At 72.7% G+C, this 26,910-nt stretch carries 22 protein-coding genes; 8 read left to right on the forward strand and 14 right to left on the reverse strand.

Annotated elements, in window-relative coordinates; translation table 11 throughout:
- Window positions 1-35 precede the first annotated feature (35 nt).
- From ACIHIX_RS27520 to ACIHIX_RS27535, 4 genes are all read left to right on the forward strand, one after another.
- Window positions 36-1,010, forward strand: coding sequence for an Lrp/AsnC family transcriptional regulator (locus ACIHIX_RS27520; RefSeq protein ID WP_399960612.1), 975 nt, complete (start codon window positions 36-38; stop codon window positions 1,008-1,010).
- A 93-nt stretch (window positions 1,011-1,103) separates the two neighbouring features.
- Window positions 1,104-2,096 carry a hypothetical protein gene (locus ACIHIX_RS27525; protein WP_399960614.1) on the forward strand — a complete coding sequence of 331 codons (993 nt, stop codon included), beginning with the start codon at window positions 1,104-1,106 and terminating at the stop codon, window positions 2,094-2,096.
- A gap of 64 nt (window positions 2,097-2,160) precedes the next feature.
- Window positions 2,161-3,999: an HSP90 family protein gene (locus tag ACIHIX_RS27530; RefSeq protein WP_399960616.1), complete on the forward strand. Its 1,839-nt coding sequence runs from the start codon at window positions 2,161-2,163 to the stop codon at window positions 3,997-3,999.
- 2 nt (window positions 4,000-4,001) lie between these two features.
- Window positions 4,002-6,938: a hypothetical protein gene (locus tag ACIHIX_RS27535; protein ID WP_399960618.1), complete on the forward strand. Its 2,937-nt coding sequence runs from the start codon at window positions 4,002-4,004 to the stop codon at window positions 6,936-6,938.
- A gap of 66 nt (window positions 6,939-7,004) precedes the next feature.
- On the opposite strand, the gene ACIHIX_RS27540 is transcribed toward ACIHIX_RS27535, so the two are convergent.
- From ACIHIX_RS27540 to xylB, 8 genes are all read right to left on the reverse strand, one after another.
- Window positions 7,005-7,715, reverse strand: a complete 711-nt coding sequence (locus tag ACIHIX_RS27540) for a hypothetical protein (protein WP_399960620.1) — start codon at window positions 7,713-7,715, stop codon at window positions 7,005-7,007.
- Between the two features lie 7 nt (window positions 7,716-7,722).
- Window positions 7,723-8,346: a sigma-70 family RNA polymerase sigma factor gene (locus ACIHIX_RS27545; protein WP_399960622.1), complete on the reverse strand. Its 624-nt coding sequence runs from the start codon at window positions 8,344-8,346 to the stop codon at window positions 7,723-7,725.
- Window positions 8,343-8,537 (reverse strand): hypothetical protein, encoded by a 195-nt coding sequence (locus tag ACIHIX_RS27550; RefSeq protein ID WP_399960624.1) that lies wholly within the window; start codon window positions 8,535-8,537, stop codon window positions 8,343-8,345. The genes ACIHIX_RS27545 and ACIHIX_RS27550 overlap by 4 nt, the downstream gene beginning before the upstream one ends.
- A gap of 433 nt (window positions 8,538-8,970) precedes the next feature.
- On the reverse strand, window positions 8,971-10,494 hold the full coding sequence (locus ACIHIX_RS27555; RefSeq protein WP_399960626.1) for an aldehyde dehydrogenase family protein: 1,524 nt from the start codon (window positions 10,492-10,494) through the stop codon (window positions 8,971-8,973).
- Window positions 10,495-10,571: 77 nt separating this feature from the next.
- Window positions 10,572-11,873, reverse strand: coding sequence for a GAF domain-containing protein (locus tag ACIHIX_RS27560; RefSeq protein ID WP_399960628.1), 1,302 nt, complete (start codon window positions 11,871-11,873; stop codon window positions 10,572-10,574).
- Window positions 11,874-11,929: 56 nt separating this feature from the next.
- Window positions 11,930-12,559, reverse strand: a complete 630-nt coding sequence (locus tag ACIHIX_RS27565; protein WP_399960630.1) for an N-acetylmuramoyl-L-alanine amidase — start codon at window positions 12,557-12,559, stop codon at window positions 11,930-11,932.
- A 160-nt stretch (window positions 12,560-12,719) separates the two neighbouring features.
- Window positions 12,720-13,928 (reverse strand): ROK family protein, encoded by a 1,209-nt coding sequence (locus tag ACIHIX_RS27570; protein ID WP_399960632.1) that lies wholly within the window; start codon window positions 13,926-13,928, stop codon window positions 12,720-12,722.
- Window positions 13,929-14,014: 86 nt separating this feature from the next.
- Window positions 14,015-15,460 (reverse strand): xylulokinase, encoded by a 1,446-nt coding sequence (gene xylB, locus ACIHIX_RS27575; RefSeq protein ID WP_399960634.1) that lies wholly within the window; start codon window positions 15,458-15,460, stop codon window positions 14,015-14,017.
- A gap of 139 nt (window positions 15,461-15,599) precedes the next feature.
- Here xylB and xylA point away from each other — a divergent pair, with 139 nt between their 5' ends.
- Both xylA and ACIHIX_RS27585 read left to right on the forward strand, forming a co-directional pair.
- Window positions 15,600-16,766, forward strand: a complete 1,167-nt coding sequence (gene xylA, locus ACIHIX_RS27580) for a xylose isomerase (protein WP_399960636.1) — start codon at window positions 15,600-15,602, stop codon at window positions 16,764-16,766.
- A 463-nt stretch (window positions 16,767-17,229) separates the two neighbouring features.
- On the forward strand, window positions 17,230-17,454 hold the full coding sequence (locus tag ACIHIX_RS27585) for a hypothetical protein (RefSeq protein WP_399960638.1): 225 nt from the start codon (window positions 17,230-17,232) through the stop codon (window positions 17,452-17,454).
- Window positions 17,455-17,561: 107 nt separating this feature from the next.
- On the opposite strand, the gene ACIHIX_RS27590 is transcribed toward ACIHIX_RS27585, so the two are convergent.
- Window positions 17,562-18,845: an SWF or SNF family helicase gene (locus tag ACIHIX_RS27590; protein WP_399960851.1), complete on the reverse strand. Its 1,284-nt coding sequence runs from the start codon at window positions 18,843-18,845 to the stop codon at window positions 17,562-17,564.
- 2 nt (window positions 18,846-18,847) lie between these two features.
- On the reverse strand, window positions 18,848-21,721 hold the full coding sequence (locus ACIHIX_RS27595) for a DEAD/DEAH box helicase (RefSeq protein WP_399960639.1): 2,874 nt from the start codon (window positions 21,719-21,721) through the stop codon (window positions 18,848-18,850).
- 246 nt (window positions 21,722-21,967) lie between these two features.
- Between ACIHIX_RS27595 and ACIHIX_RS27600 the strand changes: the two genes are divergently transcribed.
- Window positions 21,968-22,150, forward strand: a complete 183-nt coding sequence (locus tag ACIHIX_RS27600; protein ID WP_329341869.1) for a hypothetical protein — start codon at window positions 21,968-21,970, stop codon at window positions 22,148-22,150.
- Between the two features lie 42 nt (window positions 22,151-22,192).
- Here the strand turns inward: ACIHIX_RS27600 and ACIHIX_RS27605 are convergent, their stop codons facing one another.
- The 3 genes from ACIHIX_RS27605 to ACIHIX_RS27615 all read right to left on the reverse strand — a co-directional run bounded on the left by ACIHIX_RS27605 (window position 22,193) and on the right by ACIHIX_RS27615 (window position 25,111).
- Complete coding sequence (locus tag ACIHIX_RS27605; protein WP_399960641.1) at window positions 22,193-23,608, reverse strand: tannase/feruloyl esterase family alpha/beta hydrolase; 1,416 nt, start codon at window positions 23,606-23,608, stop codon at window positions 22,193-22,195.
- 202 nt (window positions 23,609-23,810) lie between these two features.
- Window positions 23,811-24,680: a hypothetical protein gene (locus ACIHIX_RS27610; protein WP_399960643.1), complete on the reverse strand. Its 870-nt coding sequence runs from the start codon at window positions 24,678-24,680 to the stop codon at window positions 23,811-23,813.
- A 134-nt stretch (window positions 24,681-24,814) separates the two neighbouring features.
- On the reverse strand, window positions 24,815-25,111 hold the full coding sequence (locus ACIHIX_RS27615) for a hypothetical protein (RefSeq protein WP_399960645.1): 297 nt from the start codon (window positions 25,109-25,111) through the stop codon (window positions 24,815-24,817).
- Between the two features lie 102 nt (window positions 25,112-25,213).
- Between ACIHIX_RS27615 and ACIHIX_RS27620 the strand changes: the two genes are divergently transcribed.
- A complete protein-coding gene (locus ACIHIX_RS27620) occupies window positions 25,214-26,125 on the forward strand; it encodes an oxygenase MpaB family protein (protein ID WP_399960646.1) in 912 nt (303 codons plus the stop codon).
- Window positions 26,126-26,207: 82 nt separating this feature from the next.
- Here ACIHIX_RS27620 and ACIHIX_RS27625 read toward each other — a convergent pair whose 3' ends face one another.
- A complete protein-coding gene (locus tag ACIHIX_RS27625; RefSeq protein ID WP_399960648.1) occupies window positions 26,208-26,807 on the reverse strand; it encodes a class I SAM-dependent methyltransferase in 600 nt (199 codons plus the stop codon).
- Between the last annotated feature and the right edge of the window lie 103 nt (window positions 26,808-26,910).

A 26,910-nucleotide genomic window follows, 5' to 3' on the forward strand; every position in this document is an offset into this window, starting at 1 on the left:
GGAGGCCCGCACCGCAACTGATCGGAAAGGCCGCCGTGGACGCCCAGCCTCTCGACTCACTCGACCTGAAGCTGATGCAGGCCCTGCAACTCGACGGGCGGGCGCCGTTCAGCCGGATCGGTGAGGTGCTCGGGGTGTCCGACCAGACCGTCGCCCGCCGCTTCCGACGGCTGCGTACCACCGCCGGGCTTCGGGTGATCGGCATGCTCGACGAGAGCCGGCTCGGTCGCACCGGCTGGATCGTCCGGCTGCGCTGCACCCCCGACGCGGCCGAGCAACTCGCGGGCGCCCTGGCCCGCCGCTCCGACACCACCTACATCGACCTCATCTCCGGCGGCACCGAGGTCCTGTGCGCGATGAAGCCGCGCAGCAGGCAGGAACGCGACGAACTCCTCTTCGGCCGCCTCCATCGCACCCCACGCGTCACCTCCGTCAGCGCCCACTGTCTGCTCCACATGTTCTACGGGGGCCCGTTCGGCCTGCTCAACAAGGCCGGGGCGCTCACCGCGGACGAGGAGGCGGCGCTGTGTCCGCCACGACCCGAGGCGGCCGACGTCGCCGTACAACTCGACGCGGAGGACGAGGCGTTGGTGGCCCTGCTGCGCCGCGACGGACGCGCCGGTCTCAACGAACTCCAGGCCGCCACCGGCCAGTCGGAGTCCGTCGTCAAACGCCGCGTGGAACGGCTGCGCTCCTCGGGCACCCTCTACTTCGACGTGCAGTACGACAGCGCCGCCCTCGGCCTCGGCACCGGCGCGATGCTCTGGCTGACCGTCGCCCCCTCCGCCCTCGCCGACGTCGGAGAGGCGCTCGCCGCGCACCGCGAGGTCGGCTTCGCCGCCGCGACCACCGGCCAGGCCAACCTGGTCGCCTCCGTAGTCACCCGCGACGGCGGCGAGCTCTACCGCTACCTCAGCGAACGCGTCGGCGCCCTGAAAGGCGTCCAGACCGTCGAGACAACCCTGACGCTGCGCCGGGTCAAGGAGTTGACGTACGAACCGACCCGGTGACGTGCGACGCGGGTGAAAACCCTGTGGAAGCGCTGTCGGTGGTGCCGTTTATGCTGCACCGAACGATCACGCGGGGCCAGGGGAGGGCGCGGCATGTTGGGCAGGCTGTTGGGCAGGGGCGCGGAGAGACCAGGGGCGGACACGCACGCCCTGCCCGCCCCGCGTCGGCGCAAGGGCGGGGTCTACGCGCTGCGCGCGCTGGGCGACACACGGGTGCTCGCGCTCGTGGAGGCGGCCGAGTCGGGTGACTGGGCGGCCGTCAAGACGGCCCTCGCCCCGTTCGACCTCGGCCGAGAGCAGTCGGTCCTGGGGCAACTGTCCGGGGTGGACGGCGTGGAGGAGTGGATCGTCCGGGCCGCCGACGAGGACAGGGCCGACAAGGAGCTCCGGGCGACCGCCCTGCTGATCTCGGGCGCGCGCCACATCTCCTGGGGCTGGGACGCCCGTACGTCCGCCCGCGCGGCGGACGTCACCCGCGAGCAGTGGCAGACGTTCTACGAGCGCCTGCGCATTGCCGAGGAGCACCTCCTCGAGGCCGTCGAGCTGCGCCCCGACTGGGTCACCCCGTGGCGCCAACTGCTCACCTCCGGACGCGGCATGTCCCTCGACGACAACGTCCAGGAGGCCCGGCTCGCGGCGGGGCTCCGCCGTGATCCGCTGGACGTGGACATCCACCTGGAATGGGTCTCGCACCTCCAGCCCCGCTGGGGCGGAGAGCCGGGCCAGGCCCTGGAGTTCGCCCAGAAGGCCTTCGCCGCCGCACCCGACGGGCACCGGCTCGGCTGCGTGGTCGCCATGGCACGCATCGAGGAGTGGGTGGAGTCCGACAACCGGGACTGCCTCCAGCACCCGAGGATCCGGACCGAGTTGAGAGAGGCCGCGGAGCGCAGCATCCTGCACCACGCGTATGAACGGCGCCTGGGCTGGCAGGGCGACTACAACATCTTCGCCATGGCCCTCGCGCTGGCGGGCAGCAGCACGGCTTCCAATGTCTTCCGCGAGCTGGAGGGCGTGTACACCGAGTGGCCCTGGGTCTTCATGTCGGATCCGCAGAAGGCGTACACACGCCTCCGCAAGGCATTCTGAGCCGGCGGCCACACGGCCACGGCCACCGTCCCCCTCCGCCGTTCCCTTCACCCCGGACTGATCCATGCCCCTGCGTGACAACACCGCCGACCACGCCGCCACCGACCGCACCTTCCAGGTCGACCTGCGCGGCCTGGTGGACCTCCTCTCCCACCACCTCTACTCCAGCCCCCGCGTCTATCTGCGCGAACTCCTGCAGAACGCGGTCGACGCGCTCACCGCACGGCACGCGATCGAGCCCGGCGGCGACTTCGGCATCCGTCTGTACGCGGACGGCGCGACCGTACGCGTCGAGGACGACGGCGTCGGTCTCACCGAGGCCGACGTGCACACCTTCCTCGCCACGATCGGCCGCAGCAGCAAGCGCGCCGAGCAGGTCGCCGAGCAACGCGCGGACTTCATCGGCCAGTTCGGCATCGGCCTGCTCTCCTGCTTCCTGGTCGCCGACGAGATCCACGTCGTCAGCCGCTCCGCCCGCACCCCCGACGCCCCCGCCGTCGAATGGCGCGGACGCGGCGACGGCAGCTACACCGTCCGCACCCTGCCCGCCACCGCCCGCCACCGGCCGGGTACGACGGTCACGCTGACACCGCGCGCCGACGCGGGCGAATGGACCCGCCCGGCCCAAGTGCACGCCCTGGCCCGCCACTTCGGCTCCCTGCTGCGGCACCCGGTGACCTTCGACGACGGCTCGGCGGGCGGGGGCGTGCCGGTGAACTCCGAGCCCGCGCCCTGGTCGCGCACGTACCCCACCCCGGGCGCCCGCTCCCGCGCGCTGGCCGCGTACGGCGAGGAGGTCTTCGGGTTCGCGCCGCTGGACACCATCGAACTCGACCTGCCGGCCGTCGGCCTCAAGGGCATCGCCTGCGTGCTGCCCGAAGCGGTGCCCGCCGGGCGGCGCCATGGCCACCGGGTGCACGTCAAGGGCATGCTGCTGTCCGAGCAGGCCGAGGAGATCCTGCCCGAGTGGGCGTTCTTCGTGCGCTGTGTCGTCGACGCCGAGAGCCTGCGGCCCACCGCGTCCCGTGAGGCGCTCTACGAGGACGACACCCTCGCCGCCGTCCGCGACGCCCTCGCCGAGCGGCTGCGCGCCTGGATCGCCCGGGCCGCCGCCAGCGACCCCGAGCTGCTGGGCCGCTTCCTCCAGGCCCACCACCTGGCCGTGAAGTCGCTCGCCGTGCACGACGACGAGATCCTGCGGATGCTGCTGCCCTGGCTGCCCTTCGAGACCACCGCCGGGCACTGCACCCTCGACGAGTTCGCCCGCACCCACCGCACCGTCCTCGTGACGTCCAGCGTCGAGGAGTTCCGGCAGGTCGCGGCCATCGCCTCCGCCGCCGGCCTCGGTGTCGTCAACGGCGGCTACACCTACGACCGCCAACTGGTCCACCGGCTCCCCGAGATCAGGCCCGAGGTCACCGTCGCCGACCTCGACCCGGCGACCCTCACCGCCCACCTCGACCCCGTCGACCGGGAGACGGAACTCGCCGCCGCGGCCTATCTCGCCCAGGCCCGCGACGCCCTCGCGGTCTTCGACTGCGATGTCGCCCTGCGCACCTTCCAGCCCGCCTCCGCCCCCGCCCTCCTCGTCGACAGCCGCGAGGCCCGGCACGAACGCACCCGCTCCCAGCTCGCCCGCGAGCAGGAGGGCGGCCTGTGGGGCGACATCCTCGGCGCCCTGCGCCAGGAGGCACCCCGGGCCCAGCTGATCCTCAACCAGCTGAACCCGCTGGTCCGCACCGCCGTCACCATCGACGAGCCCGAACTGGCCCGCACCAGCGCCGAAGCCCTCTACGGACAGGCCGCCATGCTGTCCCGGCGCCCGCTCAGGCCCGCCGAGTCGAGCCTCATCAACCGCTCCTTCCTCGACCTCCTCGCCCACGCCCTCCGCAAGGACAGCTGACGATGACGACACCTCATCCCCAGAGCACCGACGAGCTGTACCAGGCGCTCAAGGAGAACGACCGGCGCCCCTACGGCCGCACCCGCACCGTCACCGCCGAGGAACTCGTCGACGCCGCCGAGCAGTTCGCGGAGCCCGTCCCGCTCATCGACGCCCTCCTCGAACTCCAGGAGGCGTACACGTACGGCTCCGAACCCCGCAAGTCCCCGGTCGTCTTCGCGCGCCTGCTCACCCTCTTCGACGAGCAGCCCGACGTCTTCGACGAGCGCCTGCGCCACCAGCTGTTCTGGCGGTTCAAGTGGGTGGCCCACGCCCTGCGCCAGCTGCCCGAGATACCCCTGTCCAGCCTGCGCCAGTGGCTGACGGAGATGCGCGACCGGTACGAGAAGGCCGACCTCGGCCTCCAGCCGTACTACGGACAGGCGTTCCAACTCGCGGCGCACGTGGGAGAGGACACCGCCCTCGCCTACGACCTGTGGGCGGCCCGCACCCGCACCCGGTTGAGCGACTGCGAGGCCTGCGAGACCTGCCAGCGCGCCCGGCACCACCTCAGGGCGGGCGACGACAAGGAGGCCCTGCGCGTCTTCGAGCCGGTCCTCGCCGGGAAGGAGTCCTGCAAGGAGGAGCCCGCCCGCTCCGCCTCGTACGCGCTGCTTCCGCTGCTGCGCACCGGCGCCACCGACCGGGCCCGCGAACTGCACCTCACCGGCTATCGCGCCTGCCGCCGCAACCCCTCGATGTCCGAAGAGGTCGGCCGGCACCTGGAGTTCTGCGCCCTCACCGGCAACGAGGCCCGTGGCCTCGAACTGCTCGCCGAGAACCGGAACCTCTTCGACGAGGTCGACTCCCCGCTGGACCAGCTCGGCTTCCTCACCGGCGTGGAGGTCCTGCTCCAGCGCGTCGAGGCCCTCGGCCACGGCGAGCTGCCCGCCGCCGGATACACGGGCCGCACCTGGACCGTGGCCGCGCTGCGCGCCGAGGTGCGAGGCCGCGCCGACGACCTCGCCGCCCGCTTCGACGCCCGCAACGCCACCACGACCCACGCCGAGCGCCGCAGAGCCCGCCTCGACCGGACCCCGCTGCTGGAGAAGCTCGAACTGACCCTGCGTACGCGGGAGCTGGACGAGGTGGCCCAGCCCGCCCCGGTCGCGGCGCCCACCGCCCCCGTGGCGCCCACCATCCCCGAGTCCCTTCCTGAACTCATCATCCGTGCGCGGGAGTTGGACGAGGTGGGACACCCGGACGCCCAGGCGTGCTGGGCCCGGCTGCGCACGCTCGTCGCCACGCGCGACTACGCCCACCCCGACGACCCGACCGTCGGCCCGCTCGTCCGGCTGCGCGCGGACCTGCTGTCCGACGAGGCCAACCGGGCGGGCATCAAGGACCGGTTCGCCGACGCCGCCGCCCTCCACGAGGAGGCCGCGGGACTGTACGACGACGCCGGTGAGCCGGCCGACGCCGCGGTCTCCCGCGCCTGCGCGCTGCTGGCCACCGCCGAGATCCCCCCGGAGGACGAGGCCGCCGTCGAGGCGAGGACCGCCGCGCTCACCGAGGCCCACGCCGCCATGGTCCGGCTGCACGAGGAGACGTCCGACCTCGCCCCGTACCAGGAGGCACGTCTCCTGCGGCTGCGGGCCACCGCGCTCGCCGTACGGCTGCAGACGTCCGGGGACGAGGAGCACATCGCGCCGGTCCTGGCCGAGGTGGACCTGCTGCACGCGTTCGCGACCCGGCACGACCTCGCCGGGCAGATCTCCGGCGCGCGGGTGCTGCGGGTCAGCACCCACGCCCTCTCCGGTGACCTGCCCACCGCGGTCGCCGAGATCGACGCCGTCCTGGACCGGCTGCGTACGGACGGCCCCGCCTGGCATCTGCCGCGCACGCTCGGGCTGCGCGGACGGCTCCAACTCGGCCTCCGCGACGCGCAGTCGGCGTACACGGACCTCACCGAAGGGCTGCGGCTGGCCGCCGACTGGCCGGCCGACGTCGTCGACACCACCCGGATCCTCGGCGACCTGGCCGAGGCCTGTATGCACCTGGGCCGACCCGACGAAGCCCTGCGGCACCTGACGCGCTCGGCGGAGGTGGACCTGCGGCGCGGCAACCGGATCGACGCGTACTGCACCTACAGCAACGCGGCCCAGCTCAGCCTCGACCTCGGCCGCGTGGAGGACTGCATCGCCCTGCTCGACTCGCTGCTGGCCGAACCGGACGTCGCCGCAGGTGAGTTGGACGACCGGCTCGCCGCCCAGCTGCGGCTGACCCGCGCCCGCGCGCTGCACACGGGGGAGGACCTGAAGGCCGCCACCGCCGAGTTCGTCGCCCTCGCGGCCGAGTCGGCGGGCTGGGACGACGACCCGGGCAGCCACGCCATGATCGCCGCCGAGACGGCCGTACTCCTGGGCGAGTCCGGCGAGTTCGAGCGGGCCCGCGAGGCCGCCGACCAGGCACTCGCCGCGCACGCCAAGGCTCCGCGCTTCGAGATGCTCAGCAACAGTCTGCGCGAGCTCGCCCGACTCCAGGCCCAGCAGCAGGGGCCCGACGGTCTGGCCGACGCCCGCGCCTTCCTCGCCGACGCCGGCCGGATCGCCGACGAGGCCCGCGCCGCCGGGTTCGAGGCGCACGGCCGCTCCCTGGACCCGGCGCTGGCCTACGAGCACGGCCGGGTCAACGCCTACGCCGGCGAGTACGAGGACGCCCTGACCGCCCTGGACAAGGCCCTCGCCCTGCTCGGCGAGCCGGGACAAGGAGACGGTCACGTGGGGGAGTGGGCGGAGTGCGTCCGCCTCGCGGGCGCGGTGGAGGGCATCTACCTGGAACGCCCCGCCCCCGCCCTCACCCGCCTCGACGCGGCGATCGGCCGGCTGACCGCACTGGGCCACACCGAGGAGACGGAGTCCCTGACCTCTCTGACGGCCCGCCTCCGCGACGAGGCGTGACACCGAGGTGCCGGGGCGACGGCCTGCCCCGGCACCAGGCGATCGTCGTCCGCTCCGGGGCTTCTCCTAACAAGTGACCAGGTCCGCCCAGTGGGTGGCGAGGGCGGGGATCGGCTGGGGCACCGGGCCGAGCGCCCCGGCGCAGGGCGTGCGCAGATCGTCGAGCGCGTCCTTGAGGGCGTCCTCGCACACTCTGGGCCCGGAGGCCGGCAGCCGGTAGCGGACGGCCGCGGCCGACACGGGCGGGGGCGCGGGCAGGGCGGCGTGATGGTCGACGGGCGTGTAGGTGTCCCAGCCCAGGATGTTGAGGCAGTGGATCTGTCCGGCCCAGTGGGTGGCGTCGCGCATCTCTCCCCGGCGCAGATGCAGCAAATAGACGCACAGGGCCGCGGTGACACTGCCGGATCCGGCGGCGTAGTGCCACCAGAACTGCGCCCCCTCCTCCTCGTCGGCCAGGTAGAGCAGGCTGGCGAAGGTGAGGGCGCCGTCCGGGGCGCGATCGTTCTCGAAGGCCAGGATGTGCCCGGACGCCTCACGGTGCTGGACGGTGCCGCGGCACAGCAGCCGCAGGTCGTGGGCGGCCTGCTCGGGCAGCGCGGCCGCAGGCGTGTGCGCGCAGCCGGCCGGAACGGTGCTCAGGAACTGCACCCAGCGCAGCTCGTGCAACTGCCCGGCCAGGGTGCGCCGGGATCGTTCGAGGTCGGCGTCGGTGTACTCGCCCTCGAAGACGCGGGCACGGCGCAAGGCCTCATCGATGCTGCGCGGGGTGCGGTTCACAGGCCCCTCACTCCTTGTCTGCCTCGGGGGCGTCGTCGGTGCGGTACCCCATGGCCGACGCCATGCGGATCTTTGCCGTCCGATGGGTGGAGCGGACCGTGGCCTCGCTGATCCCCATGATCAGGGCGGTGTCCCTGGTGGTGAACGCGAGCGCGTCCCGCAGCACCAGGACGTCGAACTGCCGCTCGCTCAGGCGTGCCATGTGGCGGTAGATGCCCAGCCCTTCCTCGAGTTCGGCGAACTCGTCACCGTGCTCGGCGTGGAAGGAGGTCCTGAACGACTCCAGCAGCGGTTCGGTGGCCGCCCGGATGGCACGGGCGAAGGCCAGGTTCTCGGTGATGGCGGGGCTGCGGCCCTGTGCGTCCAACTCGCCGTGCACGCGTTGCTTGAACAGGGCCCAGGCGTACGCGCCGCGGTCGGCCATGACACGCAGCCGGGGCCAGATGACGGCCAGATAGAGGAACGTGGCGTCCACGAGCCGCCGAGCCGCGGCATGGTCTCCGAGATGGATCCGGCTGTACTCCAGGAACGCCCGGTCGTACCGGGCCTGGAACGCCTCGAAGTCCGGTGGTACCCAGGGCATGTCGCAGTCGATGGCGGGTCCTGCGGGGTCGGGGTGAGGAATGCTCACCGGTGGCCTCCTTCGTCAAGGGCGGCCGCGGTGGGGGGTGTGGGGGAAACGGGCTGCTGTTCGGCCAGCACCAGGGCACCGAGCCGGACTCCGGCGCCGAGCAGGCGCCGCACTAAGAACCACACGTCGGGCGCGAATGAGCGCGCCGCGGCGGCGAGGGCCAGCACGAAGCCGGCGTCGACGTAGTTCACAGTGGCTGTCTTCCTTCGTTTCAGGCGGTGTTGTGACCGCACCGTCCCCCGTCGGGCGGGCAGGCACCTAGAGCACCGTTGCTCTGCGAAACAGATAAGCCTATGAGCACAGCGATTCGTGCAGGCCTCTCAGCACATCGTTCTAACGGAAGGTAACTTTCCGCACGCGGGGCGCGGACGGCGCTTTTCGCAGTCGCACAGCGCCATACTTCGCCACCCCGCGCGCCCCCTGGCGCCACCCTGACGAGCTGCTGGTTTCACAGAAACAGGAGGAAAAGGGTCAGGTTTGCGCGAACATGAAATTGCATGCTCAATTTCAACCTGTGGCACAGATCACGTTTCGTCCGGTCGCTCGGTCACGCGCACAGCGCAAGGGCGCCCCACCGGTAACGGTCCCGGTGGGGCGCCCTTCTGCCGTGCCCTTCTGCCGTGCTCAGAAGAAGCCGAGCTTCCTGGGCGAGTAGCTCACCAACAGGTTCTTCGTCTGCTGGTAGTGCTCCAGCATCATCTTGTGCGTCTCGCGGCCGATCCCGGACTGCTTGTAGCCGCCGAAGGCGGCGTGCGCCGGGTAGGCGTGGTAGCAGTTGGTCCAGACGCGGCCCGCCTGGATCGCGCGGCCCGCGCGGTAGGCGGTGTTGATGTCCCGGGTCCACACGCCCGCCCCGAGTCCGTACAGCGTGTCGTTCGCGATCTTGATGGCGTCGTCGAAGTCGTCGAAGGACGCCACCGAGACGACCGGGCCGAAGATCTCCTCCTGGAAGATCCGCATCCGGTTGTCGCCCTCGAAGATCGTCGGCTGGACGTAGTAGCCGCCCTTCAACTCGCCGTCGTAGTCGATGCGCCGGCCGCCCGTGAGGATCTTCGCGCCTTCCTGGCGGCCGATGTCGAGGTAGGAGAGGATCTTCTCCAGCTGGTCGTTGGAGGCCTGTGCGCCGATCATCGTGTCGGTGTCGAGGGGGTGGCCGGGCTTGATGAGTTCGGTGCGGGCGACCGCCGCCTGAAGGAACTCGGCGTAGTTGCCGCGTTGGACGAGCGCGCGGGACGGGCAGGTGCACACCTCGCCCTGGTTGAGGGCGAACATGGTGAAGCCTTCGAGGGCCTTGTCGCGGAAGTCGTCGTCCTGCGCCCATACGTCGTCGAAGAAGATGTTGGGCGACTTGCCGCCGAGCTCCAGCGTGACCGGCTTGATGTTCTCCGAGGCGTACTGCATGATCAGCCGCCCCGTCGTGGTCTCACCGGTGAACGCCACCTTCGCCACCCGCGGGCTGGACGCGAGCGGCTTGCCCGCCTCGACGCCGAAGCCGTTGACGATGTTGACCACGCCCGGCGGCAGCAGATCAGAGATCAGGCTCATCCAGTAGTGGATGGAAGCCGGGGTCTGCTCGGCCGGCTTGATGACGACCGCGTTGCCCGCGGCGAGCGCCGGTGCCAGCTTCCAGACCGCCATCAGGATCGGGAAGTTCCACGGGATGATCTGCGCGACCACGCCCAGCGGCTCGTGGAAGTGGTACGCCACCGTGTCGTCGTCGACCTCGCCGAGCGAGCCCTCCTGCGCGCGGATCGCCCCCGCGAAGTAACGGAAGTGGTCGATGGCGAGCGGGATGTCGGCCGCCAGCGTCTCGCGCACCGGCTTGCCGTTCTCCCAGCTCTCCGCGACCGCCAGCGGTTCTAGATACGCCTCCATGCGGTCGGCGATCTTGAGCAGGATGTCGGAGCGTTCCGTCACCGAAGTGCGGCCCCAGCCGGGCGCCGCCGCGTGCGCCGCGTCGAGTGCCCGCTCCACGTCCTCCGCCGTACCGCGCGCGACCTCGGTGAAGGGCTGCCCGTTCACCGGTGACGGGTTCTCGAAGTACTGCCCGCGGGCCGGCGGCACGTACTCGCCGCCGATGAAATGGTCGTAGCGCGCCTGGTAGGAGACGATCGCGCCCTCGGTGCCGGGCGCCGCGTAACGGGTCATGCTGGTCTGCCTCCCTGCGAAGCGCTGCCCGCCGTTGGGCAGCTCTCGGCGCGAGGCTAGGGAAACGGACGTTGCAACTACGTTGCCACCGGCCGCCGCCAGCCGAGCTCCGACTCCAGGGCCGCGAGCCGGGCCCGCACCGCCGCCGTCGGCCGCGCCGCCGCCAGCGCCCGCCATACGTCGAAGTCGTCCTCGCCCCACGGCGTGTGCACCCAGTCCGCCAGCAGGTCGGGGTCGCGGCGGGCGATCAGCGCGGTACGGAGCCCGTCCGTGAGCCGCTGCCGCAGCCGCACCACCGCCGGCGCCTGCGAGGAGGGCAGCAGCGGACCGGCGTACGCCGTCACCGCCGCCGTCACCGCGCCGGTCTCCAGCCGCCGCTCCACCACGGCGACGTCCGACCCGACCGGCACCGTGAGCCGGTAGGGGCGCGAGGCCAGCAGCCCGGGACCCAGCACCCGGCGCAGCCGCGCCAGTTCGGCCCGGAGCGTCACCGGTGTCACCGACTCGTCCTCGTACAGCGCGCACAACAGCTCGTCGCCGGTCAGCCCCTCCGGATGGCGGGACAGCAGCACGACAAGCTCGCTGTGCCGACGGCTGAGCCTGATCCTGCGCCCGGCGACCAGCACCTGTGCCTCGTCACGCCCCAGTGCCGAGAGCTCGGGCACGCCGGCGGCGGGCGTCTCCGGCGCCAGCAGCGCCAGTTGGGACTCCGCCGCCCGCGCCACCGCCTGCACGAACCCCAGGCTGTGCGGATGCGCGAGCCCGTCCCCGCCGGTGATGTCCACGGCGCCGAGCACCCGGCCCGTACGCGGATCGTGCACCGGAGCCGCCGCGCAGGTCCACGGCTGCACCTGGCGGATGAAGTGCTCCGCGGCGAACACCTGCACCGGCCGGTCCACGGCGACCGCCGTACCCGGCGCGTTCGTCCCGACCGCGGTCTCCGCCCAGCGCGCGCCCGGCACGAAGTTCATCCTGTCCGCCCGCCGCCGGGTCGACGCATGCCCCTCGACCCACAGCAGCCGTCCGTGCGCGTCGCACACCGCGAGCAGGTGCTCGCCGTCCGCCGCGAAGGTGCCCAGCAGTTCACGGAAGAGCGGCATCACCCGCGCCAGTGGATGTTCGGCCCGGTACGCGCCGAGGTCGCCGTCCATGAGTTCCACGCTCGCCGTGCCGTCCGGACCGACCCCGGCCCGCGCGGAACGCCGCCACGAGTCGGCCACCACCGGACGCACCGGCCGCGGCACGGTGCCCCCCTCGGTGAACGTCTCGTGCGCCCGGCGCAGCATGCGCGCCTGCTCGGCGGGGTCGGCCCCCGGCTCCAGGGCCACCCACGGATCGGTCAACTCGGCCTCCCCGGAAGGCGATGCGGCTGATGCCATCGTCACTCCCGGTACGCGCCCGGACAACCTTTTCGACCGCAGTCACCCGAACGACGTCACCGCGCTGCCCGTTCGACCCGTCTCAGATAGCCCGCCCAGTCCCAGTGCGGCCCCGGGTCGGTGTGGTCCGTGCCCGGCACCTCGTGGTGCCCGATGATGTGCGCCCGGTCGATCGGGATGCCGTGCCGAGTGCAGATGTCCGCCGTGAGCGACGCCGACTGCTCGTAGAGGGCTTCGGTGAAGTACGCCGGCTGGTCCACCCACCCTTCGTGCTCGATGCCGATGCTGCGTGTGTTGTAGTCCCAGTTGCCCGCGTGCCAGGCGACGTCGGTCTCACGGACGCACTGCGCGATGTTGCCGTCCCACGAGCGGACCACGTAGTGCGCGGAGACCTTCTTCGCGGGGCTCCGGAAGACGCCCAGCGTCTTGCGGTAACTGGTCTGCGTGACATGGATGATCACGAGGTCGAGGGGGCGGGGCGCGGCGCGGTCCGCCGGCGTGTAGTTGGCGCGGGTCGCGGGTTGCCATTCGGCGGTGGAGTGGTCCACGGCGTGTGTCTCCGCGCCCGCGCGGGCGTCGGGGAGCAGCGCGTAGGGGACGGCCGCGAGGGCGGCGCCCTTGAGCACCCGGCGCCGACTGGGCAGGGGAGCATCGTGCCGAAGCTCCGTGACCGTTTCCCCCGACATACGCATCCCCTCGTCCCCCGACCGTTGCCATGGTGGTTGTGCCTCGCGTGGATCACGGTACGGCGTGGGCGAATCGGGCAGAAGGGCGCCGCGGGTTTCCGTGGACGGCGCCGGAACTGTGGACATCCCGGTCACCCACACGGGTGCGGTGACCCTGCGATCAGGCCCGTTCGGCCACCGCGGCCGGGTCGTCGAGGACACCGCGGACCACCGAGTGCGCGGCACCCAGCAGCGGTCCCTCGGGCCCGAAGCGCGAGACGGAGACCGGACAGGCGGGGCCCGCGGTACGCCGGTCCAGCTCGGCTTCCAGCGAGGGCAGCAGCCAGGGCGCGAGCCCGGACAGCGCGCCACCGAGCACGACACTCTCGGGGTCCAGCAGGTTCACCGCCCCCGTCAGCGCCACGCCGAGCGCGGCCCCCGCCTCGCGCAGCGCACCGCGCACCCGCTCGTCCCCGTCGGCGGCCCGCCCGGCGAGGAGCCCGACGCGATCCTCGCCCGGCTCAAGACCCGCGGCCCGCAGCACCGCCTCCTCACCGGCGTACTGCTCCAGGCATCCGCGACCGCCGCACGCGCACGGCGGGCCCTCCGGCTGCACCGGCACATGCCCCAGCTCGCCCGCGAAGCCACGGGTCCCGCGCAGCAGCCCACCGGCGACGACGACCGCCGCGCCGATACCGATCTCCGCCGACACGTGCAGAAAGTCGTGCGGAGTCCCGTCCCCGAGCCACAGTTCCGCGAGCGCCCCGAAGTTCGCCTCGTTGTCCACGGTCAACGGGTAGGCCGAGGGCAGCAGGGCACCGAGGTCCGTGTCGTGCCAGTCCAGGTTCGGGGCGCGGACGACGGTACGGGCGTCACGGGCCACCAGGCCCGGCACGGCCACCGCCAACCCCGCGGGCCACAGTCCCTCGCCGTGTGCCTCGGTGACGACCTGGTCGATCAGTTTCGTGAGCTCTTCGATCACGGGCCCGGGACGACGGCCGCGATTCGCGCCGTGCCGCTCGGCCCGGGCGCGCACCCGGCCGCGCAGGTCGACCGCGCAGACCGCGAGGTGGTCGACGCCGACCTCGGCGCCGATCCCGGCCGGACCGTGCCCACTGACGGCGAGGGCCGAACCGGGACGGCCCACCCGGCCCGGCCGCTCGGGCCCCAGCTCCTCCAGCAGGCCGAAGCGTATGAGCTCGTCGACGAGGGTCGACACGGCCGCCCGCGTCAGCCCGATCCGGGAGGCGACCGCGGCCCGGGACAGCGGCCCCTCGGCGCTGACCGCGTGCATGACCCGGGCCAGGTTGCGCCGGCGCATGCCCTGCTGGGTGTCGGGCAGCGCACGCCCGGGGCCGGCCGGGTGGGTGTCGTGCAGCGGTGCGGTCATGCCTCCGTCAGTCCCTCAGTGCCTGTGGCCCGCAGTCGTCGGCCCTCGGTCATGGGTCATCGGTTCTCGGTCATCGGCGCGGGTGCTCAACGACCCCCCGTCGGCTGCTCCAGCAGCGGAGCCGCGTCGGAGAGTACCCCGGAGATCCTCGCCATCGTCGCCTCGTCCCGCTCCACGGCCTCCAGCACCGGGCCGGCGGTCGTGTTCCAGCGCCGGGCGACCGCGGCCGGGTCCTCGCCGGTCAGCAGGCCGGCGGCCTGTGCGGCGGCGCCGAGCGCGACCAGCTCCTTGGCCTCCGGGATCTGGACGGGACGCCCCGACAGCCGTCGCACGGTCTCCTGCCAGGCCCGACCCCGGGCACCGCCGCCGATCAGCAGCAGCGGGGCCGAACGGTCCGCGTCCTCGTCCAGGACCAGGTCGAGCGCGCCGAGGAGGGCGTGGACGGCACCGTCGTACGCGGCCTGGAGCAGTTGGCCGCCGGTCGTGTCGTGGCGCAGGCCGTGCAGCAGGCCCGAGGCGTGCGGCAGGTTCGGGGTGCGTTCGCCGTCCAGGTACGGCAGGAGCGTGACGCCGGACGTGGGCTCCACGGCCTCGCGGTCCAGGCCGAGGAGGGCGGCGACGCGGTCGACGGCGAGGGTGCAGTTCAGGGTGCAGGCCAGCGGCAGCCAGTCCCCGTGCGCGTCGGCGAAGCCCGCCACCGTGCCGGTCGGGTCTGCGGGGCGTCGCTCGGACACCGCGTACACCGTGCCGGAGGTGCCGAGGCTCAGCACCGGGGTACCGGGGCGCAGACCGAGGCCCAGCGCCGCGGCGGCGTTGTCACCGGTGCCGGGGGCGACCAGCGTGCCCTTGGAGAACGGCAGGTCGTGGCTGTCACGCACGGTGCCCGCCACCTCGCCGGGGCGGACCACGCGCGGGAGGAGGGCCGGGTCGAGGCCCACATGGGCGAGGATCTCGTCGTCGTACGACTCGGTCGCCGACGCCCACCAGCCGGTGCCGGAGACGTCACCGCGATCCGTCGTGCCCTGGCCGGTGAGGCGCTCGGTGAGGTAGTCGTGGGGGAGTCGCACGGACTTCGTCGCGCGGATAGCGTCCGGCTCGTGCTCGGCCAGCCAGGCCCACTTCGTGACCGTGAAGGACGCGCCGGGCACGCTGCCGGTGCGCTCCGCCCAGGCCTTCGGGCCGCCCAGCTCCTCGATCAGCCGCGCGGCCTGCGGCGCCGAGCGCACGTCGTTCCACAGCAGGGCCGGGCGCACCGGCTCGCCGCGCTCGTCCAGCGTGACCAGGCCGTGCTGCTGGCCGCCGATCGACACCGCCGCGGCCTCGTGCGCGGCGTCGCCGCACTGACGCAGGGCCTCGCCCAGGGCGTCCCACCACTGACGCGGGTCGCTCTCGCGGCCGGCACCGGTCGAGACGGTGTGCGGCGCCTGACCGCTCGCGACCACCCGGCCGGTCGACGCGTCGACGACCAGGGCCTTGGTGGACTGCGTGGACGTGTCCACGCCGACGACGAGCGGACCCTCGGCAGCTGACATCGGGTTTCTCCCTCATGTGCGGCGTGTCTCCCTCTGGAGACATCTTGTCTCTTCCCTGAGACGCGTGTGCATACTAATTTGTAAACCGCCATGACGAAATAGTCGTGGAGGACAGTCGTCAGCGAGTAGGAGCCGCGGCATGAACTACCAGCCCACCCCCGAGGACAGGTTCACCTTCGGCCTGTGGACCGTCGGCTGGCAGGGAAGGGACCCGTTCGGCGACGCCACGCGGCGGGCCCTCGACCCCGTCGAGACGGTGCAGCGCCTGGCCGAGCTCGGCGCCCACGGTGTGACCTTCCACGACGACGACCTGATCCCCTTCGGGTCCTCGGACAGCGAGCGCGAGGGTCACATCAAGCGCTTCCGGGAGGCCCTCGACGCCACCGGCATGAAGGTGCCGATGGCCACCACCAACCTCTTCACGCACCCCGTCTTCAAGGACGGCGGGTTCACCGCGAACGACCGTGACGTGCGGCGTTACGCGCTGCGCAAGGTGATCCGCAACATCGACCTGGCGGTCGAGCTCGGCGCCGAGACCTACGTCGCCTGGGGCGGCCGCGAGGGCGCCGAGTCCGGCGGCGCCAAGGACGTACGCGTCGCCCTTGACCGCATGAAGGAGGCCTTCGACCTCCTGGGCGAGTACGTGACCGAGCAGGGCTACAACCTGAAGTTCGCCATCGAGCCCAAGCCGAACGAGCCCCGCGGCGACATCCTGCTCCCGACCGTCGGCCACGCGCTGGCCTTCATCGAGCGCCTGGAGCGCCCGGAGCTGTACGGCGTCAACCCCGAGGTCGGCCACGAGCAGATGGCGGGGCTGAACTTCCCGCACGGCATCGCACAGGCGCTGTGGGCGGGCAAGCTCTTCCACATCGACCTCAACGGCCAGTCCGGCATCAAGTACGACCAGGACCTCCGCTTCGGCGCGGGCGACCTGCGTGCCGCCTTCTGGCTGGTCGACCTGCTGGAGAGCGCCGGTTACGCGGGCCCGAAGCACTTCGACTTCAAGCCGCCGCGCACCGAGGACCTCGACGGCGTGTGGGCGTCGGCCGCCGGCTGCATGCGCAACTACCTCATCCTCAAGGAGCGTGCGGCCGCCTTCCGCGCCGACCCGGCGGTCCAGGAGGCGCTGCGCGCCGCGCGTCTGGACGAGCTGGCGCAGCCCACGGCGGCGGACGGCCTGAAGGCGCTGCTCGCGGACCGTACGGCCTTCGAGGAGTTCGACGTGGAGGCGGCCGCCGCGCGCGGTATGGCCTTCGAGCAGCTCGACCAGCTCGCGATGGACCACCTGCTGGGCGCGCGCGGCTGACACGTGCGCGTGCGCACGTAGTGGACGCACGTGCGCGTGGGCCCGTCGCGCCTCTTGTACGGCGGGTTTTGTCAGGCACGCGCGCGTGTCGGGGCGGCCGGCCTCCGCACCGAATGCTCCGGAATCATGCGGTCCATTGCATGAGTCCGTATCAACTTCCGTGCGGGGGTCGCGCCGTGCCCGCTTCGCGGCGACTCTGGACGGTATGGCCATGCCGCCCGTACCGCCTCAGCCGCCCGGGCCGCCGGGTGGCACTCCGCCGCCCGCCGGCGGCTTCGGACCGCCTCCCGAGGGTTTCGGCCCCGGCTCAGCAGGGGGCCATGGGTCGCCTGGTGGGTACGGTCCGCCTCCCGGGGGCAACGGTCCGCCCACCCAAGGGGGTTGGGAGCCTCCTCCGCCGCCGTCGAGCCCGCGACGCAACCCGCTGTACCTCCTGCTCGCCGTTCTCGTGGTCGGCGCGGCCGTGGCCGTCGTCGTCCTCATGGGGTCCGGCGGCGACGGCTCACCCGACGACAAGCCCAGTGCGAGCGCGAGCAGTTCGCCCCGCCCCTCCGCGAGTCTGCCGAGCGAACTGCCGACCAGGCTCCCCAGCGAGGTGCCGACACGGTTGCCGTCGCAGTTCCCGACCGAGTTCCCGAGCGGTCTGGAGTCGCTCATCCCGTCCTTGGCGGCCGGTGAACTGCCGTGACGCGGACGTGATCGGATTCCGCGGGGGAGCCGCACGCAGGGCCACGGTCGACGCCTCACCCCTGCCGGCGAGGCGGCCCTGCGTGTCGAACGCGCCCGCGCCGTCGCTCATTCCGACTCGGAACCGCCCGTAGTGGCCTCCGCCACGGCCGCCAACGCTGTCGCGGGGTCCTGGGCCGGGGCGCCCGCGGGCACCCAGCGTCCCCGTTCCTCGCGGTAGGGCCACCAACGGCCGTCGCGCCCGAGGCGCAGCTGGCTCCCGGTGCCGGTGACGGTCCAGCGGTCGCCCCGTGCGGTCAGTGGTGGTCGTTCGTCCTCGTCCCACGCCGCGTCGAGCACGGCACGCGCGCGTGCGAGCTCCTCGCCCTCGACCGTGCGCTCCTCCTCCAGCACGGACAACGCGGCCACCCCGCCGTACCGCCACGCGCGCACGGCTGACGCGAGGCCCTCCCTGTCCCGTCCCGACCCTGCGGCCAGCCGCTCGGCCACGGCCGGGCCGGGACCACCGAGAGCCAGCCGGACCGCGTCCTGTCCGACCGCCAACTCCTCCTCCGCGGCTCCCTGTTCGCCCAGCGCCTCGATCAGCAGACGTTGTGCCTCCGTCGCGGTCCGGGCGGCCAGGAACTCCAGGGCGGCCGGGTCGACGTCGGACGGGGGCGGTGTCTCGGTGTCCAGGGACGGCGGTATGCCCGGCCCGTCGAGCAGCTCCGGCGGTTCCGGGAGCGGCGGCAGGATGTCCCCGGCGGCGAAGGCCTCCGCCGCGTCCACACCCTCCCGAGCGTCAGCCGGCTCCACCGGCACGGGGGCGGCGGTGCGGGCCTGGAGGTCGTCCAGCAGGGTGCGTTCGGCGCGCCCCCGCATCAGGAGCAGGACGAACGGGTCCTGGTCCAGCAGCCGTGCCACCTGGTAGCAGAGCGCCGCCGTGTGCCCGCAGTGGTCCCAGGCGCCGCAGTCGCACCGCGGCTCCAGATCGCCCAGCCCCGGCAGGAGTTCGACGCCCGCCGCCGCCGCGTCCTCGACCAGGTGCGGCGGCATCTCGCGGTCCAGGAGCGCCGCGATGTGCCCGGCGCGCTCCACGGCCATCTCCAGGAAACGGTCCCACTGCTCGCCGGACAGCTGCTCCAGCAGCACGTCCGCCCGGTGCGGGGTGCGGTCCCGGTCCTGGACGACGGCCGTGATCCGCCCCGGTCGCACCGACACCGCGCCGACGGCCCCCGCGCGCGCGAGCCTGCGACCGGTCTTCACCTGCTGCGAGTCGAGCGCGGTGTCCTCCAACGCCTTCAACCAGGCCTGCCCCCACCAGGTCTGGGCGAAGCCGCGCCCCTGCGCGGGTGGGAACGCGGCGAACGTCCGCTCCGTTGTCTCCTCGTACGGGCCGGTCTCGTCGTACATGTTCATCGCGCGCCCCCTCGCAGCTCGACCAGGTCGGCCAGTTCCGCGTCCGTCAGCTCGGTGAGCGCGGCCTCGCCGGCGCCCAGCACCGCGTCGGCCAACTCCCGTTTGCGGCTGAGCATGTCGGCGATGCGGTCCTCGATCGTGCCCTCGGCGATCAACCGGTGCACCTGTACGGGCCGGTCCTGACCGATGCGGTACGCCCGGTCGGTGGCCTGCGCCTCGACGGCGGGGTTCCACCAGCGGTCGTAATGCACGACGTGCTCGGCCCGGGTCAGGTTCAGCCCGGTGCCTGCCGCCTTCAACGACAGCAGGAAGACCGGCACCTCACCGTCCTGGAAGCGCTGCACCATCGCCTCGCGCGCGGCGATCGGCGTACCGCCGTGCAGGAACTGCGAGGACACCCCGCGCGCGGTCAGGTGCCCCTCGATGAGGCGGGCCATCTGCACGTACTGGGTGAAGACCAGCACGCCCGCGCCCTCGGCCAGGATCGTGTCGAGCAGTTCGTCGAGGAGCTCCAGCTTTCCGGAACGTCCGGCGATCGTGGGCCGGTCCTCCTTGAGGAACTGCGCGGGGTGATTGCAGATCTGCTTCAGGCCGGTGAGCAGCTTCACGATCAGCCCACGACGCGCCATGGCGTCGGCGCCGGAGATCTCCGCGAGCGTCTCGCGCACCACCGCCTCGTACAGCCCCGCTTGTTCCGTGGTGAGCGAGACGGCACGGTCGGTCTCCGTCTTCGGCGGCAGCTCCGGGGCGATTCCCGGATCGGACTTGCGGCGACGCAGCAGGAAGGGCCGTACGAGCCGGGAGAGCCGTTCGGCGGCCGCCGGGTCCCGGCCGCCCTCGACGGGCTGCGCGTACCGGCTGCGGAAGGTGCCGAGACGCCCCAGCAGGCCCGGGGTCGTCCAGTCGAGAATGGCCCACAGCTCCGACAGGTTGTTCTCCACCGGGGTGCCGGTGAGCGCCACACGCGCGCGTGCGTCGAGGGAACGCAGTTGCCGTGCCGTCGCCGAGTACGGGTTCTTCACGTGCTGGGCCTCGTCCGCCACGACCATGCCCCACGACACCTCGGCCAGCCGGCCCGCGTCGAGCCGCATCGTGCCGTAGGTGGTGAGGACGAACTCCCCGTCGGCCAGGGCGTCCAGGTCGCGGCGGGGCCCGTGGAAACGGCGCACGGGCACACCGGGGGCGAACTTCTCGATCTCGCGCTGCCAGTTGCCCATCAGGGACGTCGGGCACACCACGAGCGTGGGGCCGGCGGCCGAGGGCTCCGTCTGCCGGTGCAGATGCAGGGCGATGAGGGTGACGGTCTTGCCGAGTCCCATGTCGTCGGCGAGGCAGCAACCCAGCCCCAGGGAGGTCATCCGGGCCAGCCAGTCGAGGCCGCGGCGCTGGTAGTCGCGCAGGGTCGCCGCGAGCCCCGCGGGCTGTCCGACGGGCTCCTGCGCCTCCGGGTCCGCGAGCCGCTCCCGCAGGCTCGCCAGCCACCCCGTGGGCTCCACGTCGACCCGGCGGCCGTCGACCTCCGTGGAACCGGTGAGAGCGGCGCCTAGCGCGTCGATCGGGGTGACCTTGCGGTCCTGCTGGGAGCGGGCCCGGTGCACTTCCCGGGGGTCGACGAGGACCCACTGGTCGCGCAGTCGTACGACGGGGCGGTTGGCCTCGGCGAGCCGGTCCAGTTCCGCGCGGGTGAGCCGCTGGTCGCCCAGCGCGAACGACCAGTTGAACGCCAGCAGCGCGTCGGCGGACAGGAACGACGGCCGGTCCGCCACGGTCCTTCCGCGGCCGGACTCCTCGTCCGGCGGGCCGACCACCGCGCGGGCCGTCAGCTTGCGGGCCAGCGCCTTGGGCCAGTGCACGTCGACCCCGACGGAGTCGAGGGCCCGGGCGCCGTCCGTCAGGAGGTCGGTGATCTCGTCGTCGGCGAGTACGACGGCGTCCGGCACGGTCGCCGACAGCAGGGGCGTCAGCGGGGGCCAGGCGCGTGCCGCGCGGCGCAGCGCGAGCAGGGCGTCCATCCGCGCGCGCGGGCCGAACGCCCGCTGGGCGCCGGTCCACACCGCGGACGCGTCCGCGACCAGGCCCGGCTCGCTCACGCTGTGCACCTGCGGTACGGCGCGGAAGGCAAGCCCCTCCTGGTCCTGCGCCGCCGTCTCGAGACCGGGCACCTCGATCCGCAGCGACAGCCGTACACCGGCGTCATGACCCGCGGCGACATCGGCGGCCCAGGCGCGGTACTCGGGCACATGCTGAGGTTCGCGTGCCGCGTAGGCGGGGCCGCCCGTCACGAGTGAGGCGGCGGGGGAGCGGGGCAGGGCGTCGGCCACCGCGTCCAGGAAGGCGCGCAGCAGCCGCTCGGGATCGGGCAGGCGCAAGGCCTCGTCCTCGCCCGACGGCTCGCGGTCGCCGAGAGGCGTGGCGTGCGCCTCGGGTGGCATCGCGGCGGCGAGTGCGCGCAGGCGCTCCACGTCCTCTGCGCGCAGCGGACCCGCCCGCCATGCGTCGTGGTCGCCCTCGGACAGGCCAGGCAACAGCAGACCGCGAGCCGCCAGTTGGAGGGCGTGCACGGCGGCCGTGCCCCAGAACACGGCCGCCCGGTGGCCGTCGGCCACGGCACGCGCACGCGTGAGGACGGGCAGCGCCGAAGGCACCGGTAGCAGCACCGCCGGTACGGTCACCGCCTCGACCCCCTCCTCGCCGGGCACGACGACGGTCAGGTCCGCCATGGTCCCCGACGCGACGCCGGGAGGGGCGTCGCCCTCGGGGTCCCAGAAGGCGACGCGACCGGTGCGGGCCGGGTCGCCGGGCACGAACACGGCACAGCAGCGGGCCAGTCGGGAGATCTCGGACGGTGTGGCCGCGGGGATCCTCGGCACAGGAATGCGACACTCCTCAAGTTTGACTACTCGATGCGCGGTGGCCGACAGTACAGGAGCGCCCGGAAGAACCCGAAGTGACCCGGCTGTGAGCCGGGTCACTTCGACGCGGGGATGGGTATCCCCGTCTCAGGGACGCGTAGGGGTCGCTCCTCAGGGATGTCTCAGGGTCGTGGCGCGGAACCGCGGGAGGCGCGGGCCCGTTGTCAGGACAGAGAGCGGCAGTGGCCGCGAAGGAGGCGACACATGTCGAAGAACGCGAAGATCGCCGTCGGTGGTGTGGCGGTCGGCATCATCCTGCTGTTCTGGCTGCCGTGGTGGGCCGCGCTCCTGATAGTCCTGGGAGTCCCGGCCGCCGCGTACCTCACGCTGGACCCCTCGCAGCGGCGCAGGCTGCGCCGTGTCACACGCAAGGAGCTCGGTCGCTGAGACCCGTGGGTCACCGGGCCGCCGCGGTCCGGGACTCGCGGGCTAGCGGGCCGCGGCGGCCCGGTGCGGCGCCCGGTCGTCCAGGGCGCAGGAGTCGACCACGTCGCCGCTCGCGGGCCGGTCGATGACCTGGTCCGCGGGCGGCGGGGTGCCTCGCTCCACCCAGGCCACCAGCGCGTCGAAGGCCGTCCGGTAGCAGGGCAGGATCGGACGCAGCCGGTCCGGATAGGTGTCGTACAGCCCGTCGACGTGCGTGCCGCCTTGGACGGTGTAGTACCGGTGCAGGCGGCCCCGTCCCCTCGCGTCGATCATGCGGTCGTACACATCCGAGTCCGCCGCCTTGGGCAGCAGCGCGTCCAGATCGCCGTGCAGCGTGATCAGCGGGCGTCCGATGCGCCCGGTCAGCGCGACCTCGGCCACGGCGCGGCGGACCGACGCGGGACGTGACGCGTAGTCGTAGGCCGCGTCGGTGGCGCAGGGCGCCAGGATCTGCTCCGTGGTGGTCCCGGCCGTCGGGCCAGGGCACTCGGGGTCGTAGGCCGGGTCGAACTCGGCGCGGTAGATCTTCTGCGTGATGCCCCAGTAGGCCTTCTCGTGGTACGGCCACAGGAACTCGGAGCCACGCGCGAAGCCCGCCGCGTACATGTCCTCGTCCGTCGCCGCGCCGGTCATCCGGGCCACGGCCGTGGGCAGCGAGGTGAGCAGGCTGGGACCGTCCTGTGTCCACAGGGCGCCTTCCCAGTCGACCCCGCCGTCGTACAGCTCCGGATGGTTCTCCAGTTGCCAGCGCGTCAGATAACCGCCGTTGGAGATCCCGGTCATGTACGTCCGCCGCGGCGCCTGCCCGTAGCGCTGGGCGACGACGCGTTCGGCCGCGCGCGTGAGCTGAGTGGTGCGCGCGTTCCACTCGGCGACCGCGTCACCGGGGCGGGTGCCGTCGCGGTAGAAATCGGCACCGTTGTTGCCCTTGTCGGTCGCGGCATACGCGTAGCCCTGGGCGAGTACCCGGTCGGAGATCGCCTTGTCCGTCGCGTACTGTCTGCGCGTCCCCGGGGCGCCCGTGACGACCAGCCCGCCGTTCCAGTGGTCCGGCAGCCGGATCACGAACTGGGCGTCGTGCTGCCAGCCGTGGGTGGCGTTGGAGTGCGAGGAGTCCGGGAAGTAGCCGTCGATCTGCATCCCGGGCACCCCGGACGGCGTTCGTGTCGCCCGGGCCGTGAGGCCTGCCTGGTCGGCCAGGTCGGTGTACGGAGTGCCGGCCAGGCCGGTCGTGGTCAGGTCCGCGAGGCAGGCGCGCTGCTGGAAGGCGGCACCCGGCACGCGGGTCCCCTCATGGCGCGCGCAGTCATCGGCGGTGACGTCCGTGGCCGCGGCGGGACCCGGCAGGGCAAGGGCTGTGGTCAGAGCCGTCGTCACCAAGGCGGTGGTGATGAGGGGAGCACCTCGGGACACACGCATGAGCGGCCTCCAGGACGGGACGGGGAGTCGAGAGCTGCCCCATGGTGCGAGTGCGCCGCCGCGTCATCCATGGGTTGGGGCCACATGGAACGACGCAGCGGCATGGGTGTCCCGCGGTCAGTCGCTGTTCAGTTGATCAACCGCTCCGCGCTCGACGTACGGAACGTCGGGAGGCAGGCCCGGTGAGTGCTGCCGCCCCCGCTCAGAGCGGCCGTACGGCCATCTTGTCGAGTGCCTCCAGCAGCCCCGGCAGTTCCGGGCCGCGGCCGACCGGGAGGACCTCGCCGGGTTCGTCGTCCAGCAGGACGAAGGCGATGTCGTCGGTCCTGGCCACCAGCGACCAGCCGGGACCGTCCGCGCGCAGCGTGCGGGCGTCCCCGGGCGCGAACGACGACCGGACCCGGCCCAGCGGCGGCGGTGTGTCCACGTACCCGCGGGCCTCCGCGAGCACGCGCCGGATGCCCTGGTGGCCACCGTTGCCCTCGGCCTTCCCGGCCGGTTCGGTGCCCTCCTCGGTCTCCGCCGTCTCCTCCGCCTTTTCGGCGTCCTCGGCCGCCCCCGGCAGAGGGAACTCGGAGTCGTCGATCTGCTCCCGCCACAGCGACCACTGCACGGCGATCTCGTCCGCGCCCAGGCGCCGCTGAGCCGGCCCCCACGTGGAGGCGTCCGGCGGCGTCAGCGGCGGACGGTCGGCGACCTCCGGGCCGGGATCGTGCGGCGCCGGCACACCCGGCGCCGCGACGGCCACGGCGAGCGGCCAGCCCGGCAGGGCGGCGACGACCGTGCGCTCCTCGGGAGACAGGTCGTACTCCATGCCGCAGTCCCACGACGCGATGGCCACGGCGACCAGTGAGACGTCGTCGATGACGACCGTCCAACGGGAGCCGTCGCCGTCCTGGCCGAGCACCAGGCCGTATCCGTCGGCGAGCGGCGCGAGACCGAGCGCCGCACAGGCCTCCGGATAGTCGTCGCCCAGCACGCTCGGAAACTTCGCCGGCGTCAGCAGCACCGCCGTGAGCACATAGAGCGCATCGTCCGCGGCGGCGACGGCGTCCTCGTCCGTCCCGGCCATCCCAGCCTCCCCATCGGTTCGTCCAACGGCGCGCACCCTAGTGCGAGCGGAAGCAGCTTGTCACGACTCCCATGCACCCCGGAGCTGCAGTTTTCCGACCGGACGGGGCGAATCGACCTCGGATGCCCCGTCCTTCAGGCCGCCGGAAGCCCCAGCAGGGCACGCGCCACGGTCTGCGGCGACTCGTCGCGCTCCCGCGCCAGCGCGATGACGGCCCGGCAGGCCAGCTCGCTCACCCCGAACGACAGGGCTTCCGGTGAGACCCAGCCCGCGGCCTCGTCGATCTGGTCCTGATCGTCCTCCGCACAGGCCGACACATAGACGGCCGCTGCCTCGAACAGATTGTGGCCGCGCCTGTCCCGGTCATGGTCGTTCTCGGAGCGCGCGGTGCTGACGAGCCCGGCGAACGACTTGCGCATCCTGCCCCACATGCTGACCACCTTCCCCCTGCGTGGTTGCCGCCTCGACCGATCGTTCATCTTCTGCTGCCCAACGTAGAGTTGGAGCTTCGACGGCAGAAGGGGGACGCTGCGGTGAAGCGGTTCGAGCGGCTCGAGCGGATACGGCGGATGGACCCGCACGAGGACGCCTCGGAGATCTACCGGCTGATGACCGCGTACGAGTTCCCCTGGGACTTCACCCGATCCCTGGAACTGGCCCTCTACCGCACCTACGCCGTCCCGAGCATCGGGCGGCTGCTCGCCGAGACGGCGGAGCTCACGGACCGGTCGCAGAAACGGTACGACGACACCTCGCTGCTCCTGGACGCCGTCGTCGAGCACGGCTTCGGCAGCGAAGAGGGCCGTACGGCGATCCGCCGCATCAACCAGATGCACCGCAGCTACGACATCACCAACGACGACATGCGCTACGTCCTGTGCACGTTCGTCGTGATGCCCAGACGGTGGATCGACGCCTACGCATGGCGTCGACTGTCACGTCACGAGATCGTCGCCTCGGTCGTCCACTACCGCACTCTGGGGCGGCACATGGGCATCACGGACATCCCCGAGACCTACGAGGAGTTCGAGGCCTGCCTCGACGCCTACGAGGAGGCCCACTTCGGTTGGGACGAGGGCGCGCGGCGCGTCTCGGACGCGACGATCGACCTGATGGCGTCCTGGTACCCGAGCCCGCTGGCACCCCTGCTGAAGGCCTCGACGCGCGCGCTCCTCGACGAGTCGCTGCTGCGCGCCTTCCGCTACCCGGCACCGGGCGCGGCGACCCGCACCCTCGTGCGAGGGGCGGTGCGGCTGCGCGGCCGTGCGGTCCGGTTGCTTCCACCGCGCCGCGCACCGCACTTCGCCCGGCAGAACTGGGAGATCAAGGGCTACCCGGACGGCTACCGGCTGGCGGACCTGGGCACCCGTCCCACCCCGGGCGCAGGTGGGTGCCCCGTACGACACCTGGACAGATCGGCCGCGGACGGATCAGCCGTCGAGTGAGGCCAGGGTCTCCCCGCAGTCAGGTGAGTTCGGCGCGGGAGGCGGCGCGCGCGATGGCGGCGCCGGGCGGGCGTGGGAGTGGTCAGTCCTCGCGTACGGCCAGTGCCAGGAACCGGGCGTCCTCGTCGGTGTACGACGTCATGCGCCACCCGGAACCGGCCAGCAGGGGCCGGAGGTTGGGCTCCGCGCGCAGGTCGTCCGGAGTGATCTGCCGGCCCTGCCGGGCCGCGAGCGCCGCCCTGCCGATCGGGTGGAACAGCGCCAGGACGCCGCCCGGCCGCACCACGCGCGCCAACTCCCGCAGATTCACCGCCGGATCGGGCAGGTGGGAGATCAACCCCGCCCCGAACACCGCGTCCAGGGCCCCGGAGCGCACCGGCAGCGCGGCCACGTCGGCCAGGAGCAGCTGCCCGTCCCGGTCCCGTCCCGCCCGCACGGCGGCCTGGAGCATGGCCGGGGTGAGATCGGCCCCGAGAACCGCTCCCGAGGGCCCCACGGCCGCACGCAGGGGCGTCAGGGCGCGTCCGGTACCGCAGCCGGCGTCGAGCACGCGGTCGCCCGCGCGCAGCCCGAGCTCGGTGACCGCGGCCGCGTAGGCGGGGCCGTCGTCGGGGAACCGGGTGTCCCAGTCGGCCGCCCGGGCACCGAAGAACTCCTGGACATGTGTGTGGTCGTCGCTCATGTTCCGCATGATCTCTCACCGACAAGGGTGACGCTTCTGCGTGCACGTTCGAGCGGGACGCGATCGTTCAGGTACTTCGCTGCGTCATATTCCAACACCTTTC

The organism is Streptomyces sp. NPDC051913 (assembly GCF_044593635.1).
In the GTDB taxonomy this organism is placed as follows: domain Bacteria; phylum Actinomycetota; class Actinomycetes; order Streptomycetales; family Streptomycetaceae; genus Streptomyces.